Raw genomic sequence first — 15,410 nt, 5'->3', positions numbered from 1 at the left:
GGCGTGAATCCGAAAGGGGCCTTGCCGCGTATCCAGAGGGCAGAATACTTTCTCATGACCACGACGGATCCAGACCTTCCCCTCATCGCCTTGCTCGCCCGCGTGGGCGAGCGCCTGGCCGACCCCAGCCGCCAGCGCGAAAGCGAGCGCGCGCTGCGCGAGCTGTATGACGCCACCTCCACCAAGCTGTACGGCCTGGCGGTCAAGGTGACGGGCAACCGGCAGTGGGCAGAGGACGTGCTGCAGGAGGCCTTCCTGCACATCTGGCGGTCCGCCGGCGACTACCGCGCCACGCTCAGCCCGCCGATGGCCTGGATGGGAATGATCGTGCGCAGCCGGGCATTGGACTTCCTGCGCCGGCGCACCAGCGAGCGCGCCGACAGCGCTCAGGAGCTGGACGACGTGATCAGCGAGACGGTGGCCGGCGATTCGCCCAATCCCATGGACACCACGCAGGCCAGCCAGCAGGCCTGGGCGCTGCACGAATGCATGCGCAAGCTGGAGGACCGCCAGCGCGAGGTCCTGAGCCTGGCGTACCTGCGCGACCTGAGCCACAGCGAGCTCGCGGAGCAGCTCAAGTTGCCACTGGGCACGGTGAAGACGTGGATCCGGCGCGGGCTGGACCAGTTGCGTGGCTGCATGGCGCGGTTCGCGTGAGGAGCATGCAATGAACATCCTCGAGCGCCCCGAACTCGTCGATCACCTGGCGGCCTCCTACGCCCTGGGCACCTTGCGCGGCGGGGCCCGCCGCCGTTTCGAAACCCTGGCGCGCAGCAGTCCCACCCTGCGCGTCGCCGCGCACGTGTGGCAGGAGCGCCTGATGTCGATCACCGAGTTGCAGCAGTCCGAAACGCCCAGCGCCAATGTCTGGAAGCGCATCGAGAACCTGCTGGCCACGGAGCCACGCGCCATGGTCGCGGCCGTTGCCGGCGGTGGCTCGGATTTGCTGCGGCGGGCCCGCGACTGGTGGCGCGCCGGCGCGCTGGCGGCCGTCACGGCGGCGGTCTTCGCGGTGGCGTTCACCCTCAACCTCCGCGGCGAGTTGCAGGGCACGCAAACGCAACTGGCGCAGCTGCAGACGCAGGGCCGCGACCTGATGCGCCAGAACACGCAGCTGGTCGCGCAGCTGCAGGCGATGCCGGACGTGCGCTATGTCTCCGTGCTGCACGACGACAAGGCCACGCCGATGATGCTGGCGCTGTTCGATCCCAAGCACAACACGCTGACGCTCAAGCGCATGGGCAACTTCCAGGAAGGCCCGGAGAAGTCGCTCCAGCTGTGGGCGGTGCCGCCTTCCGGCGCACCGCGTTCGCTGGGCGTGCTGGCGGACCAGCCGGTGCTGCGCCTGACGGCCGCCGAGCAGGTGGTGGGCCAGTCGCCGCTGTTCGCGATCACGCTCGAAAGCAAGGGCGGCGTGCCGGAAGGCACCGCGGCACAGGGGCCGTTGATCTGGAAGGGCGCGGTGCTGCAGACGCCGCTGTAAAGGGCAGGTCGAACGAAAAAGGGAGGCTGCAGCCTCCCTGTTTCAACGCACCAGCTTAGCGCCAGCGGCCGTGATAGCCGACGCCGACGCCGACCGACACCCGGGGGCCATAACCCCACGGACGGTAGTAGCCGCCCCAGGGACGGTAGTAGCCCGCCCACGGACGGTAGTACGGGCGGTACACCGGCAGCACGGCCGCGCCGTAGAACGCGGGATAGGCATACCCGTAGCCGTAGCCATAAGCGGGATATGCGGGATACGCGGGGTAGCCGTAACCATAAGCGGGATACACCGGATAGCCGTAGCCGTACGGATAACCATAGCCGAACAGCGCGGCGTTGCCGCTTTCGGTGGCCGAGGTGTTGGTGCCCTGGCGCTCCTGCTCGGGCGGCACGGCCTCGCCGTAGTTGCGCGCGACGTCACGCGGGGGCATCGGCTGCATGTGCTGCATCGGGGGATGCATCTGCTGCTGCTGCATGGGCTCCTGCTGCTGCATCTGCTGTTGCTGCTGCATGGGCTGATGCTGCTGCATCTGCATCGGCTGTTGCCGCTGGGTGTACTGCATGGGAGGCGCCTGCACGGGACCCGTGCCGGTCGCGTTGCCGCGGTACATGCGCATCATCGGGCGCACTTCCCCCGCCTGCGTCACGCGCACGTAGATCGTGGGACCGGGGTCCACGGGCAACTGCGCCTGGTAACGGCGGCCGTTGTAGTCGTACGTGACGTTGTACCCAACGGTACGGTTCTCTTGCGACACAACGGGCGTGGTGGAGACGACCGTGCCGGTTTCCTGCGCGGCGACGCCGAAGGCGGCAAGGGCCAGGGCGCCGAAAATGACTGAAGACTTCATGGCAAGAACTCGTAGAACTGGTAGCGAAAGTTTAGTTACGCGCCAGGACCTCCGTTCAGCTTTACCTGCCGACGCAGGAAAGTTCACGGCTCAGGGGCCGGTGCGCAACGCCCAGCCGGCGGGGTCGAACCCGACCGTGGTGGAGCCATCGGGCCAATCCACCACGGGCCGCTTGATCACGCTCGGCTGCTCCACCAATAACGCGCGTGCCCCAGCCGCGGTTGTCACGCGCGCCTGGTCCGCCGGCGCCAGCTTGCGCCAGGTGGTGCCCTGGCGGTTGATCAGGCGGTCCCCGTCCGTCGAATCCATCCAGTCGGCGAGCCGGTCGACGGGCACGCCATCTTTACGAAAGTCATGAAAACGGTACGCAACGCCGCGCCCGTCCAGCCAGGCGCGGGCTTTCTTGACCGTGTCGCAGTTGGGGATGCCATAAAGGGTGATCGTCGCCATGCGGAAATGATAGACGCCGCTGCCGCGACAATCCGGGCATGAAAGACCTCAGCGAATGGCTGGCGCACTGCGAGCGCCTGCATCCCAAGACCATCGACCTGGGCCTGGAGCGCGTGCAGGCGGTGGCGCAACGCATGGGCTTGCGCTTCGACTGCCCGGTGGTCACGGTGGCCGGCACCAACGGCAAGGGCTCCACCTGCGCCATGCTCGAGGCCATTGCCTTGCAGGCCGGATACCGCCCCGGCGTGTACACCTCGCCGCACCTCGTGCACTTCGAGGAGCGCTGCCGCATCGGCGGCGAGATCGTCCGGGCCGACGCGCTGGTGCCGCATTTCGAGCGCGTCGAAGCGGCGCGCGAAGGCGCGACCCTCACGTACTTCGAATTCACCACGCTGGCCATCCTCGGCCTGATGGCGGCAAGCGATCTGGAGGTGGCGATCCTCGAAGTGGGCCTGGGCGGGCGGCTCGATGCGGTGAACGCTGTCGACACGGACTGCGCCATCGTCACCAGCATCGACCTGGACCACATGGAATACCTCGGGCCGGACCGCGAGAGCATCGGGCGCGAGAAGGCCGGCATCCTGCGCGAGGGCAAGCCGGCGATCGTCAGCGACCCCGTGCCGCCGCACAGCCTGGTGCAGTACGCCACCGCCATCGGCGCCGACTTGTGGCTGCTGGGACGCGACTTCAACTTTTCCGGCGACAAGCAACAGTGGGCGTGGGCCGGGCGCGGCCGCCGCTATTCAGGTCTGGCCTATCCCGCGTTGCGCGGAGCCAACCAGTTACTCAATGCCTCGGGCGTGCTGGCCGCGTTCGAAGCGTTGCGCCAGCGCCTGCCGGTGACGGCGCAGGCCATCCGCAACGGCCTGGCGATGGTGGAGTTGCCCGGCCGTTTCCAGATCATCCCGGGCGAGCCGACGCTGGTGCTGGACGTGGCCCACAACCCGCACTCGGTCTCCGCGCTGGCCGCCAACCTGGACGCCATGGGCTTCTTTCCCACCACGCACGCGGTGTTCGGCGCCATGGGCGACAAGGACCTGGCGCCGATGCTGGCCAGGATGGGGCCGCTGGTGGACCGCTGGTACTTCACCGACCTGCCGACGCCGCGTGCCGCAACCGCCGCCGCGCTGCTGGCCCGGTGGCAGGCGCAGCCCGGGCGGCGCGACGTGCCGGCCAGCACCCATGCCAGCCCCGCCGACGCCCTGCGCGCCGCGGCGGCCACAGCAGAGCCCGCTGATAGAATTCTGGTCTTCGGATCCTTCTACACCGTGGGCGGGGTGCTGCAGCACGGCGTGCCCCGGCTGGCAGCCCGGCACCTCGGCTGACCCCACACCCATGGCCTTGTTCAAGTTGCGCAAAAAGGTCGACGAGCCGATGGCGGCAACCCCTGCCGCCGAAAGCATCGAAGCCATCCGGCGCCGGGCCCGCCACCGCCTGATCGGCGCGGTGGTGCTGGTGCTGGTGGGCGTCGTCGGCTTCCCCCTGCTGTTCGACACCCAGCCACGCCCGGTGTCCGTGGACATCCCGATCGAGATCCCCGACCGCAACAAGGCCAGGCCGCTGCCGCCTGTGGCGCAGGCGCCGCTGGCGCAGGGCAAGGTGACGGCACCGGAAACGCAGGCCCCTGCGCCTGCAACGCCCGACAAGACGCCCGAAGCCAAAGCCGATGCGCGTGCCGAACCCAAGCCGGACGAGGGGGCCAAGGCCCGCGCCCTGCTGGAAGCCAAGTCCGTCGACACGGCGGCGGCCGGCACCCGCTACGTGGTGCAGGTCGGCGCCTTCGCCGAGCGCGACAAGGCGCGGCTGGCCCAGCAGAAGCTGGAGCGCGCCGGCTTCAAGAATTACACCAACGTCGCCGAAACCAAGGACGGCACGCGCATCCGGGTGCGGGCAGGCCCGTTCGCCTCGCGCGCCGAGGCGGACAAGGCTGCGGAAAAGATCAAGGGGCTGGATTTGCCCGCGGCCGTCCTCAGCTTGTAGTGGCCACCCTCGACTGGGTGGTCCTCTCGCTGCTGGCGCTGTCGGCGCTGCTGGGCTTCTGGCGCGGGTTGGTGTACGAGGTGCTGTCGGTGCTGAACTGGATAGCGGCCTTCCTGCTGGCGCGCTGGCTGGCCCCGGTGGCGGTGCAATACATGCCCTTCCATCCGGCCAGCGAGAGAGTCCAGTACGCTGTGGGTTTCGTGGTCGTGTTCCTCGGGGCGCTGCTGCTCGGCGGCTTGCTGGCCTGGGCCGTCAAGAAGCTGGTGATCGCCGCCGGCCTGGCGCCGGTGGACCGGGTGCTGGGGGGCGTGTTCGGCCTGGTGCGTGGCGCGGTGGTGGTGCTGGCCTTCGCGGTGGTGGTCCACCTCGTGGGCATGAAGGACGCGCCGTGGTGGAATGCGTCGGTGACGGCTGGTGTTGCGACAGCGGCCTTGCGTGGATTGAAGCCGGCGGTGCCCGATCGATTCGGGCCTTACCTGCCGGTGTAAAGGAACGAACGTATGTGCGGAATTGTGGGCGTTGTCAGTCCCGGCCCGGTCAACCAGCTGATCTACGACGCGCTGTTGCTGCTGCAGCATCGCGGCCAGGACGCGGCGGGCATCGTCACGCTGCTCGGTCGCAAGGTCTACATGCACAAGGCCAAGGGCATGGTGCGGGACGTCTTCCGCACCCGCAACATGCGCGCCCTTCCGGGCAACGCCGGGCTCGGCCAGGTGCGCTATCCCACCGCCGGCAATGCGGACAGCGAGGAGGAGGCCCAGCCCTTCTACGTGAACGCGCCCTTCGGCATCACGCTGGCGCACAACGGCAACCTCACCAACGCGCAGGCGCTGAAGGCGGAGCTGTTCACGTCGGACCACCGCCACATCAACACCGAGAGCGACACTGAGGTGCTGGTCAACGTGTTCGCCCACGAACTGGAGCGCACCACGCGCGGCCTGCCGCTGACGCCGCAGGACGTGTTCTCGGCGGTCGGCAACGTGCACAAGCGCATCCGCGGGTCCTATGCGGTGGTGGCGCTGATCGCGGGCCACGGGCTGGTCGCGTTCCGTGACCCCTACGGCATCCGCCCGCTCGGCATGGGCCGTGGCGCCGACGGCACCGTGATGATCGCCAGCGAGTCGGTCACGCTGGACGGCACCGGCCACAAGTTCGAGCGCAACATCGCGCCGGGCGAGGCGGTGTACGTGGACATGAAGGGCAACGTGCACACGCGCCAGTGCGCCGAGAACCCGCAGCTGTCGCCCTGCATCTTCGAATACGTCTACCTGGCGCGGCCCGACTCCGAAATGGATGGCATCTCGGTGTACCAGGCGCGCCTGAACCTGGGCGAGTCGCTGGCCAAGCGCGTGGTCTCCACCGTGCCGCCCAACGAGATCGACGTGGTGATCCCGATCCCGGAGTCCAGCCGCCCCAGCGCCATGCAGCTGGCGCAGCTGCTCGGCATCCCGTACCGCGAAGGCTTCGTCAAGAACCGCTACGTCGGCCGCACTTTCATCATGCCGGGGCAGGCCGTGCGGAAGAAATCCGTGCGGCAGAAGCTCAACACCATCGTCAGCGAGTTCAAGGGGCGCAACGTGCTGCTGGTGGACGACTCCATCGTGCGCGGCACCACCAGCCGCGAGATCGTGCAGATGGCGCGCGAGGCCGGCGCCCGCAAGGTGTACATGGCCAGCGCCGCGCCGCCGGTGCGCTTCCCCAACGTGTACGGCATCGACATGCCCACCGCCGAGGAGCTGGTGGCGCACGGCCGCACCGTGGACGAAGTGCGCCAGATCATCGGCGCCGATGCCCTGATCTACCAGGACGTGGAAGGCATGAAGGCGGCCATCGGCAAGCTCAATCCGCAGATCAAGGGCTTCGATGCATCGTGCTTCGACGGCGTCTACGTCACCGGCGACATCAACGCCGAGGACATCGCACGCATCAACGAGGCACGCATCGGCCAGGAGGACCCGCTGCAGGAGAACACCTCGCGCCTGGCCATCCCCAATCCGCAAGAAGCCTGACCGTGACCGAGAAGAAGAAACTGCCCGAAGGCCTGCATCGCGACACGCTCGCGGTGCGCACCGCCCTGCCGCCCAGCCAGTGGGGCGAAAACTCCGAGGCGCTGTACCTGACCAGCGGGTTCGTGCAGCCCGATGCCGAAACCTCCGCGCGCCGCTTCGCCAACCCGCAGGAGGGCTATACCTACGGCCGCACCTCCAACCCCACCGTCACCAGCTTCGAGCAGCGGCTCGCGGCGATGGAGGGCACCGAAGCCGCGATCGGCACCGCCACCGGCATGGCGGCCATCCTGCTGCTCGGCATGGGGCTGCTGAAGGCGGGCGACCACGTGGTCTGCTCGCGCTCGGTGTTCGGCTCCACCCTGAACCTCTTCGCCAAGGAATTCGGCAAGTTCGCGGTCGAATCCACCTTCGTGTCGCAGACCGACATGAAGGAGTGGAAAGCGGCGATGCGTCCCAACACGAAGCTGCTGTTCGCCGAGACGCCGACCAATCCGCTGACCGACGTCTGCGACATCCGTGCGCTGGCAGAGCTGGCGCATTCGGGCGGCGCGATGCTGGCCGTGGACAACTGCTTCTGCTCGCCGGCGCTGCAGCGCCCCACCGAGCTGGGCGCGGATTTCATCATCCACTCCGGCACAAAGTACCTCGACGGCCAGGGCCGCGTGATGGCCGGCGCCATCTGCGGTCCCGCGAAATACATCAACGACGTGTTCGCGCCGATCGTGCGCACGGCGGGCATGACGCTGTCGCCCTTCAATGCGTGGGTCGTGCTCAAGGGGCTGGAGACGCTGGGCATCCGCATGCAGGCGCAGTGCGCCAACGCGCTGGCTGTCGCGAAGTTCCTGGAGCAGCATCCCGCGGTGACGCGCGTTTACTACCCCGGTCTCGCTTCGCATCCGCAACATGCGCTGGCGATGAAGCAGCAGTCCGGCCTGGGCGGCGCGGTCGTTTCCTTCGACGTGCGCGGCAAGGACCCGGTGGAGCTGCGCAAGAACGCGTTCACGGTCATCGACAGCGCGGAGGTGATGAGCATCGCTACCAACCTGGGCGATACGAAGACCATCATCAGCCATTCAGCCACCACGTCGCATGGCCGCCTTTCCGAAGAGCAACGCCAGGCTGCGGGCATCGGCCAGGGTCTCATTCGCGTCGCCGTGGGGTTGGAGCACGTGGAAGACATCAAGACCGACTTGTTGCGCGGCCTCGGCAAGCTGTAATTCGTGCCGCACCCCGGACCGTGATGGGCCGACCCGTCCCGGCGAATGTCCCCCGGAGCGGGTCACGCCTCCGGCTGGACCCGCATCTCCTCCTTTACTTCGCCGGGACGGGCCGGCCCATCACGGTCCTGCGCCGTGAGCGAAGCGACGGAGTGCCTTGCTTCCTTCGATGCGCGTCATGGTGCTGGGCCAGGGTGGGGGAGTCCGCCTCGGCGAAGTAAAGGAGGAGATGCGAGGCCAGCCGGAGGCGTGCCTCGCTCCGGGGGACATTCGCCGAGGCGGACTCCCCTATCCTGGTCCCTGCCGGACGCTTTCGAGCGGCACCTATAGGACAATGCACCCGTGACAGTCAGAACCAGATTCGCACCGTCCCCTACGGGCTTCATCCACCTCGGCAACATCCGCTCCGCGCTCTATCCGTGGGCGTTCGCGCGTTCGCAAGGTGGCACCTTCATCCTGCGCATCGAAGACACGGACCTGGAGCGCTCGACGCAAGCCTCCGTGGACGTCATCCTCGAAGGCATGCGCTGGCTCGGGCTGGACCCGGACGAGGGGCCGTTCTACCAGATGCAGCACATGGACCGCTATCGCCAGGTGATCGCGGAGATGCGCGAGAAAGGCCTGGTCTATCCCTGCTACATGAGCGTGGCGGAACTGGACGCGCTGCGCGAACGGCAGATGGCGAACAAGGAGAAGCCACGGTACGACGGCACCTGGCGCCCGGAGCCGGGCAAGGCGCTGCCGCCGGTGCCGGAAGGCGTGCAGCCGGTGCTGCGGTTTCGCAACCCCGTCGGTGGCGTGGTGGCCTGGGACGACAAGGTCAAGGGCCGCATCGAGATCAGCAACGACGAACTCGACGACCTGGTGATCGCGCGGCCGGACGGCACGCCCACGTACAACTTCTGCGTGGTGGTGGACGACATCGACATGAAGATCACGCACGTGATCCGCGGCGACGACCACGTGAACAACACGCCGCGGCAGATCAACATCTTCCGCGCGCTGGGCTACGAGCCGCCCGTCTTCGCGCACCTGCCCACCGTGCTGAACGAGCAGGGCGAGAAGATGAGCAAGCGCAACGGAGCCAAGCCGGTCACGCAGTATCGCGACGAGGGCTACCTGCCCGATGGCGTGGTGAACTACCTGGCGCGCCTGGGCTGGTCGCACGGTGACGACGAGATCTTCAGCCGCGAGCAGTTCCTGAACTGGTTCAACCTGGACCACCTGGGCAAGAGCGCCGCGCAGTTCGACGACGCCAAGCTGCGCTGGGTGAACGCGCAGCACATGAAGGCCACGCCCGACGAAACGCTGGCGTTGCTGGTGGACGAGCGACTGAAGGCGCGCGGCATCGCCACGGACGCCCGGCTGCCAGCCATCTGCGGCCTGTTCAAGGACCGGTGCGACACCACGGTGGTGCTGGCCGACTGGGCGCAGCGCTTCTACGCGGACGTCACCCCCAACCCCGACGAGGCCGCCAAGCACATCACCGACGGCGTCCGGCCGGCCATCAGCATGCTGGCCCGCATGCTGGAGGGCTGCCCGTGGACCAGGGAGGACATCACCGAGGCCGTGAAGGAAACCCTGCGCGCCACCGGCCTGAAGATGCCGCAGCTGGCCATGCCGGTGCGCGTGCTGGTGATGGGCACGGCGCAGACGCCGTCGCTGGATGCTGTCCTGAGCCTGTCACTCCGGGACAAAGTTTTGGAGCGGCTGCGGGCGGCCTGAAAACCGCCATATAATGCGAGGCTCGACACCTGCCGGGGGTATAGCTCAGCTGGGAGAGCGCTTGCATGGCATGCAAGAGGTCAGCGGTTCGATCCCGCTTACCTCCACCAAAGCAGATGTTGAAACTGGAAAGTTCCAAAGGTCACGACCCTATCGTCTAGAGGCCTAGGACATCACCCTTTCACGGTGAGTACCGGGGTTCGAATCCCCGTAGGGTCGCCAAGACAACGCAAGTTGGCAAGGCAACAAGTGGCAGCACTTGGCTCGCAAGGGCAGACGCTGTACCAGGAGTGGTAGTTCAGTTGGTTAGAATACCGGCCTGTCACGCCGGGGGTCGCGGGTTCGAGTCCCGTCCACTCCGCCAATATCGAAGCGGCTTGCCGCCGAAACGCCCACCACCGAGTGGGCGTTTCTCATTCCAGGTTGGTCATGCTCGATGACCGACCCGGGGCCTGCCTCGGCCTTGCGGGCGCATGGTTCGGGCTCTACACTGGCCGCGCCAGAAGACTGGTGCTTCCCGGAAGGGGCTCGTGTGTCGATGACTCTAGGTGCAGCGTCCCCCAGAGCAAGGGCCTGTCGCTGGACGGCCTGGGTGATCGTGGCCCTCTCCAGCGTGGCGTCCAGTGCGCTCGCCAAATCGCAACCCTCGTCCGCCCCCGCGCGAGCCCCGACGGTGCGGGTGGACAGCGTCAAGGAGGACCTCGACGGGCTGATCAAGCACCGCACGATCCGGGTGGCAGTGCCATTCAGCCGGACGCTCTACTTCAACGACAAGGGCCGGGAGCGCGGCATCAGTGCCGACTTCGTGCGGGACTTCGAGCGCTGGCTGAACGAAAAGCACAAGAAGGATCTGCGGAATCGGCCGGTGACCTTGATGATCCGGCCGACCACCCGCGACAAACTGCTGACCGAGGTCATGGAGGGTCGCGCCGACATCGCGGTGGGCAACCTCACCGTGACCGACGAACGGCTGAAGCTGGTGGACTTCGCGGTGGCGAAAGACCAGAAGCCGATTGCCGAACTCGTGGTCAGCGGCCCCAGGTCGGGGCCGCTTGCCGATGCCGACGCGTTGTCGGGCCAGACCGTTCACGTGCGCAAGGCATCGAGCTATTACGAGAGCCTGAAGGCCCTCAACGAGCGCTTCAACAAGAACGGCAGGCCGGCGGCCAACCTGGTGCTGGTGCCCGACGCGCTCGAGGACGAAGACATGATGGAGATGCTCAACGCCGGGCTCCTCGAGATGATCGTGGTCGACGACTGGAAGGCGCGCATGTGGGCGCAGGTGCTGCCGAAGATCCACGTCAACGAGGGCGCTGTCGTGCGCAGCGGAGGCAAGGTCGGTTGGGCGATCCGCAAGGGCAGTCCCAGGATGAAGGCGGAGCTTGCCGAGTTCTACGTCAGCTACGTCAAGCGGCAGGGCATCTACAACCAGCGCATGAAGTCGTACAGCGCGAGGATCAAGCAACTCAATAACCCTGCCGGCGAGTCCGCGGTGAAGCGCTTCGAGCAAACGCTGGCGCTGTTCCAGAAGTACGGGACGCAATACCAGTTCGAGCCGCTGATGCTCGCCGCACTGGGCTACCAGGAGTCGCAGCTCGACCAGAACGCCAAGAGCCGTGTCGGCGCCATCGGCATCATGCAGGTGATGCCCGCCACCGGCGCGGAGCTGAACGTGGGCAGTCTTTACGTCGCCGAGTCGAACGTGCACGCCGGAACGAAGTACATGGACCAGCTGATGCGAAGGCACCTGGCCGACGCGAAGCTGGACGACACCAACAGGACGCTGTTCGCCTTTGCCGCCTACAACTGTGGCCCGGGCAATGTCAGGCGGATGCGCCGGGAAGCCGAAGCCCGCGGGATCGACCCGAACCGCTGGTTCAACAACGTGGAGTTGGTGACGGCCGAGAAGATCGGCTCCGAAACGACCACCTACGTGCGCAACATCTTCAAGTATTACGTCGCCTACAAGCTGATGACCGATGTCGGCGAAGCCCAGCGCAAGGCGCGTGAAAGCGTGCAACCCCGCAAGTGACCGCGCTCCCCGGGCCCAAGGTCCCCCGAGCCAGCGGGAATGCAGCGCGTCGGGGATGATGCTCGCATGATCCAGGTTCGACGTTTGCGGGAGCCCCACATGGCCGACGTCCTGCGCATCCAGGACAGCTGCTACGTCGACATCGAGCCCGAAGCGCGGGAATCGCTCCAGGCGAAGATCCTCGCTTCGCCGAGCACCTGCCTGGTGGCTGAAATCGCCGGCGACGTGGTGGGGTATCTCATTGCAGCGCCCATCCTGTATCCGGATCTTCCTGAGCTCAACGCCCCGACGTTTCAGCTGGCGGCGAATGCGGACACGCTGTACCTCCACGACCTGGCGATAGCGAATGCGGCACGAGGAACGCGTGCCGGGCGGGCCCTCGTACGCGCTGCGATGGAGGTTGCGAAGGAAGGTGACCTGACAGGCGCGTGCCTCGTGGCCATCCAGGGTTCGGTGCGGTATTGGGAACAGCTCGGATTCGAAATCGTCGAGGCGCCGCCCGATGGCGTGGCTGCCAAGCTGGCCAGCTACGGGGCAGCCGCGCGGCTGATGCGCGCGGCCTTGTGAAGCCTGTGCCGGCGTTGTCCTGTCGGCAAGCGCCTGCGCGTTCTATGCCGGTGTGCTGCCTGCAGGAACGACCTCCACCTTGAGCGGCCGGGCGGTGGCGAGATGCACGTCGCGCTGCGTGAACGGGATGCTGATGCCGGCCTCGCGCAGCCGCTCCTCGATCAGGAACCGGAGGTCGCTCATCACCTGCGTCGCGCTGACCCCCGGTGCGAGGTTGAGCCAGAAGTACAGGCCGAACATCAAGGCGTTGTCGCCGAAATCCTCGAACACCACTTGCGCCGCCGGGTGGTCGAGCACCGCCGGGTGCCGTTCGGCGCATTCCGCAAGGATCCGCGCCACTTCGCGCACTGGCGTGCCGTAGGCGACCCCGACCTTGACCACGCGCTGCAGGTCGGCGTTGGTCAGCGTCCAGTTCGTGACCTTCTGTTCAAGCAGCACCGAGTTCGGAATCATGCTTTCCACGCCGTCGAAGCCGCGGACGGTTGACGACCGGACGTTGACGGAGGTGACCCTGCCGGTGATGCCCTCCACTTCGATGATGTCCCCGACGCGCACGTTGCGCTCGACCAGCACGATCATTCCGCTGATCAGGTTCTTGATCAGGGTCTGCGTACCGAAGCCGATCCCGATCGCGAGCGCGCCGCCCGCGAATGCGAAAACGGTGAGGGGTATCCGTGCGATGTTGAGCGTCAGGGCCAGCAGCGCCACCAATCCGAGGGCGTTCGCCCAGCGGCGGAATGTCTTTCCCTCCTCCTCCCCCACCTCGAAGCGGCTCACCAGCACGCGTTCGGCGCGACCCGAGACGAATGCGAGCAGCCGGTAGCCAAGCAGGATCAGGAGCGCCGCGCCGATGCTCTTGCCGACGGTGATGCCGCGCGAGGTCGTGACCGTCTTGCCGTCCACCTCAGTCTTGTCTTCGATCGTCAGCAGCTCGTAATTCCAGACCCGTACCGCGACATCCTTCACGCGTACCAGCAGGTCGGCGCCGATTTCGGGTATCGAACGCGTGCTGAGGACATCGGTGAAATCCCGTTGCCAGTGGTCGAGCCGGGCGAGCCGGCGCGCAATCTCATCGCGCTCGCGCTCGAGTGCGACTTCGTGGTCGCGCAGCGCCGCCCGCGCGTTTTGCTCGTGCCTTTCGACCTCGGACCCGGACACCGCCTGGACACGCTGGTCCTGCTCCTGCAGCGCGGAACGCACCTCGTTCGCCTGCGCCGTGGAGCGGCTCGACCACAACGTCAGGTTCTTGACCGTCTCCAGGAGCTGCCGGCGCGCCTCCTGCCGCGCGTCGGGATCGGTGCCGGCGAGGGCGGTATGGCGCCAGGTCCAGCTCTCGACCAGCATGTTGTGGTAGTGGCTCAGCAGCAAAGTGAGGATCTGGACCTGCGCCCCGATGCTCTGCACCCGGACCTCGGCGGCCCGCAGTCTCGCCTCCGCAAGCAGCAGGGCCTGGTCGCGTGCGGGCGAGTTGTCCGCGACCGTCCCCGCCGTGCGCAGCGCCTCCAGCGCCTTCGCAGCCGTGTCGCGTTCCTTGTGGGCTCGCGCGCTGACTTCCAGCAGCGACTGGAGTTCGCGATCGCGCTGGAGGCGAAACGTCTCCAGGCGCCGGTGGGCCTCCTCGACGTCGGCCGTGCTGATGGCGACGGGGCCGGAGAGCGCGGCCAGCTTGCGCTCCGTCAGCCGAAGCTGCGCCTGCGCGACGGAAAGCTTTTCGTCGAACGCCCGGGCGGCGAGGTCGCTCGCCACCAGGGCCTCCCCGGCTGCCTGCGCCTGGCCGCGCGCGGCCTCGAGGCGCCAGGTCGCCGCCGCACGCGCGTCGGTTCCCGCCGCGGTGCTCTCGACGGCCGCCGACGCACGCCGCACCGCTTCCGCGGCTTGCTTCGCCTTGCGCCGGAGCCGGTCCATCTCGATGCCTGCGAGATCGCGGGAGGACTTCAGCAACTCCGCGGCTGCGCGATGGGTATCGGCTTCCTCCCGGAGGTTGTCGAGCAGCAGGATGGCGTACGGCTGCTTCTGCGTGAAACCGGGCCATTCCCGCTCCGCCTTTTCCGCTGCCTCGCGCGCCTTGCGCTGCTCCACCACCCGTGCCAACGAGTTCAATTGGGCTTCATACACCACGACCAGGAGGGCCCGGTCCTTGCGCGCGTTCTCCACCTCCGCAGGACCGATGCCCGGCGGCGCAGGCTCGGCGCCGGAGGGAACCCGCTCCAGCTGGTCCCGCAACCGGGCGATTTCCTGTTCGATACGGACCCGAGCCGCACCGGGATCCGATGGCGCCTGGGTGGGCGCGGCAGCGTCTTTGCCTGGAGCGCCCTTGAGGATGGAGGAACCGGGCTGCGCCCACGAGAAGGGGGGGAAGAATGCGGCGGAGAGCGCCAGTACCAGCACGATGGCGGCGTGACGCCGCGAGCGGTTCTTTCGATGACTGCACGTGCGCATATGACCCCGAATCCCGGCTGGATCGCCCACGTGTGGCAGGCTGCCTGCGGACTGTAGGAACGTGCGCGCGTCCCGTCTATAGACCCAAAGGGCAATATGCCGGTCGCGGGTCGCTATTTGATCAATTCGACGGTCGCGATGCCACCACCCAGGCTGAGGCCGATGCCTTCGACGGCGCCCTTCAAGTCGATCGTGACGCCTTTCTCGTTCTTGTAAGTTGCCGCAACCGACGCCGTGCCGGCCATCGTGGAGGTGGAGACCGAGCCGTAGACCCCCGCGAAGTCCTCGATCTTCTTCAGGCCATAGACCATGCCGGTGGCGCTCATCTTCTTGACCGCCTTGGCGCCCACGCCGGCACTGGAGCTCTTGAACGTGAACGGGTGGTCCTTGCCCTCGAAGGTCAGCACGCCCTTGCCGGCCGTGCCCCCGAAAATCAGGCGCATCTGCTCGGAGGCGACCTTGAGAGTGGCGTTCGGCTTGCCCTTGCCTGCGGTGGGCGCGGCGTCCTTCTTCTCCTGGGCAAATGCCGGCAACAGGAGCACGGCCGAGAGCACGGCAGCCAGGAGCCCGCGCATCAGTGCATGTCCACGCATCATGTTCTCCAAGGTGGTTGTCGGGCGGTCGTTCCACGCGATGCGGAGGGGGACCGGTTTTCGTC

Annotated in this window: 14 protein-coding genes and 3 tRNA genes; 13 read left to right on the top strand and 4 right to left on the bottom strand. The window is 67.2% G+C overall.

The window, feature by feature from the left end; all coding sequences use genetic code 11:
- The first annotated feature begins 54 nt into the window (after nt 1-54).
- A complete protein-coding gene (locus WG902_RS10845; RefSeq protein ID WP_340060068.1) occupies nt 55-657 on the top strand; it encodes an RNA polymerase sigma factor in 603 nt (200 codons plus the stop codon).
- A gap of 10 nt (nt 658-667) precedes the next feature.
- Nucleotides 668-1,483 (top strand): anti-sigma factor, encoded by an 816-nt coding sequence (locus WG902_RS10840; RefSeq protein WP_340060067.1) that lies wholly within the window; start codon nt 668-670, stop codon nt 1,481-1,483.
- A 55-nt stretch (nt 1,484-1,538) separates the two neighbouring features.
- On the opposite strand, the gene WG902_RS10835 is transcribed toward WG902_RS10840, so the two are convergent.
- Both WG902_RS10835 and WG902_RS10830 read right to left on the bottom strand, forming a co-directional pair.
- Nucleotides 1,539-2,333: a hypothetical protein gene (locus WG902_RS10835; protein ID WP_340060066.1), complete on the bottom strand. Its 795-nt coding sequence runs from the start codon at nt 2,331-2,333 to the stop codon at nt 1,539-1,541.
- A gap of 90 nt (nt 2,334-2,423) precedes the next feature.
- On the bottom strand, nt 2,424-2,783 hold the full coding sequence (locus WG902_RS10830; RefSeq protein WP_340060065.1) for an ArsC family reductase: 360 nt from the start codon (nt 2,781-2,783) through the stop codon (nt 2,424-2,426).
- Between the two features lie 38 nt (nt 2,784-2,821).
- On the opposite strand from WG902_RS10830, the gene folC reads away from it, so the two are divergent.
- From folC to WG902_RS10775, 11 genes are all read left to right on the top strand, one after another.
- Nucleotides 2,822-4,108: a bifunctional tetrahydrofolate synthase/dihydrofolate synthase gene (gene folC, locus WG902_RS10825; RefSeq protein ID WP_340060064.1), complete on the top strand. Its 1,287-nt coding sequence runs from the start codon at nt 2,822-2,824 to the stop codon at nt 4,106-4,108.
- Nucleotides 4,109-4,118: 10 nt separating this feature from the next.
- Nucleotides 4,119-4,763 (top strand): SPOR domain-containing protein, encoded by a 645-nt coding sequence (locus tag WG902_RS10820; protein ID WP_340060063.1) that lies wholly within the window; start codon nt 4,119-4,121, stop codon nt 4,761-4,763.
- A complete protein-coding gene (locus WG902_RS10815) occupies nt 4,763-5,251 on the top strand; it encodes a CvpA family protein (RefSeq protein WP_340060062.1) in 489 nt (162 codons plus the stop codon). The genes WG902_RS10820 and WG902_RS10815 overlap by 1 nt, the downstream gene beginning before the upstream one ends.
- A gap of 12 nt (nt 5,252-5,263) precedes the next feature.
- Nucleotides 5,264-6,772 carry an amidophosphoribosyltransferase gene (gene purF / locus WG902_RS10810; RefSeq protein ID WP_340060061.1) on the top strand — a complete coding sequence of 503 codons (1,509 nt, stop codon included), beginning with the start codon at nt 5,264-5,266 and terminating at the stop codon, nt 6,770-6,772.
- Between the two features lie 2 nt (nt 6,773-6,774).
- Entirely contained in the window at nt 6,775-7,989 is a 1,215-nt protein-coding gene (locus WG902_RS10805) for an O-succinylhomoserine sulfhydrylase (protein WP_340060060.1), read from the top strand.
- A gap of 342 nt (nt 7,990-8,331) precedes the next feature.
- Nucleotides 8,332-9,714: a glutamate--tRNA ligase gene (gene gltX / locus WG902_RS10800; protein ID WP_340060059.1), complete on the top strand. Its 1,383-nt coding sequence runs from the start codon at nt 8,332-8,334 to the stop codon at nt 9,712-9,714.
- 34 nt (nt 9,715-9,748) lie between these two features.
- Nucleotides 9,749-9,824: transfer RNA gene (locus tag WG902_RS10795), tRNA-Ala, on the top strand.
- Between the two features lie 36 nt (nt 9,825-9,860).
- Nucleotides 9,861-9,936: transfer RNA gene (locus WG902_RS10790), tRNA-Glu, on the top strand.
- A 65-nt stretch (nt 9,937-10,001) separates the two neighbouring features.
- Nucleotides 10,002-10,078 (top strand) — tRNA-Asp (locus tag WG902_RS10785).
- Between the two features lie 228 nt (nt 10,079-10,306).
- On the top strand, nt 10,307-11,746 hold the full coding sequence (locus tag WG902_RS10780; RefSeq protein ID WP_340060058.1) for a lytic transglycosylase F: 1,440 nt from the start codon (nt 10,307-10,309) through the stop codon (nt 11,744-11,746).
- Nucleotides 11,747-11,845: 99 nt separating this feature from the next.
- Nucleotides 11,846-12,313, top strand: coding sequence for a GNAT family N-acetyltransferase (locus tag WG902_RS10775; RefSeq protein ID WP_340060057.1), 468 nt, complete (start codon nt 11,846-11,848; stop codon nt 12,311-12,313).
- A gap of 42 nt (nt 12,314-12,355) precedes the next feature.
- Here the strand turns inward: WG902_RS10775 and WG902_RS10770 are convergent, their stop codons facing one another.
- A complete protein-coding gene (locus tag WG902_RS10770) occupies nt 12,356-14,701 on the bottom strand; it encodes a mechanosensitive ion channel domain-containing protein (RefSeq protein WP_340060056.1) in 2,346 nt (781 codons plus the stop codon).
- A gap of 164 nt (nt 14,702-14,865) precedes the next feature.
- On the bottom strand, nt 14,866-15,327 hold the full coding sequence (locus tag WG902_RS10765; RefSeq protein WP_340060055.1) for a hypothetical protein: 462 nt from the start codon (nt 15,325-15,327) through the stop codon (nt 14,866-14,868).
- Nucleotides 15,328-15,410: the final 83 nt, after the last annotated feature.

The sequence above is a fragment of the Ramlibacter sp. PS3R-8 genome (assembly GCF_037572435.1).
Classification (GTDB): Bacteria; Pseudomonadota; Gammaproteobacteria; order Burkholderiales; family Burkholderiaceae_C; genus Ramlibacter.
This window is presented reverse-complemented; position numbering and strand designations above follow the sequence as displayed.

Excerpts from the sequence above, each read along its gene's own strand:
- WG902_RS10845 (WP_340060068.1), top strand. The coding sequence starts at position 55 with ATGACCACGACGGATCCAGACCTTCCCCTCATCGCCTTGCTCGCCCGC.
- WG902_RS10840 (WP_340060067.1), top strand. The coding sequence starts at position 668 with ATGAACATCCTCGAGCGCCCCGAACTCGTCGATCACCTGGCGGCCTCC.
- WG902_RS10835 (WP_340060066.1), bottom strand. The coding sequence starts at position 2,333 with ATGAAGTCTTCAGTCATTTTCGGCGCCCTGGCCCTTGCCGCCTTCGGC.
- WG902_RS10830 (WP_340060065.1), bottom strand. The coding sequence starts at position 2,783 with ATGGCGACGATCACCCTTTATGGCATCCCCAACTGCGACACGGTCAAG.
- folC (WP_340060064.1), top strand. The coding sequence starts at position 2,822 with ATGAAAGACCTCAGCGAATGGCTGGCGCACTGCGAGCGCCTGCATCCC.
- WG902_RS10820 (WP_340060063.1), top strand. The coding sequence starts at position 4,119 with ATGGCCTTGTTCAAGTTGCGCAAAAAGGTCGACGAGCCGATGGCGGCA.
- purF (WP_340060061.1), top strand. The coding sequence starts at position 5,264 with ATGTGCGGAATTGTGGGCGTTGTCAGTCCCGGCCCGGTCAACCAGCTG.
- WG902_RS10775 (WP_340060057.1), top strand. The coding sequence starts at position 11,846 with ATGGCCGACGTCCTGCGCATCCAGGACAGCTGCTACGTCGACATCGAG.
- WG902_RS10765 (WP_340060055.1), bottom strand. The coding sequence starts at position 15,327 with ATGCGCGGGCTCCTGGCTGCCGTGCTCTCGGCCGTGCTCCTGTTGCCG.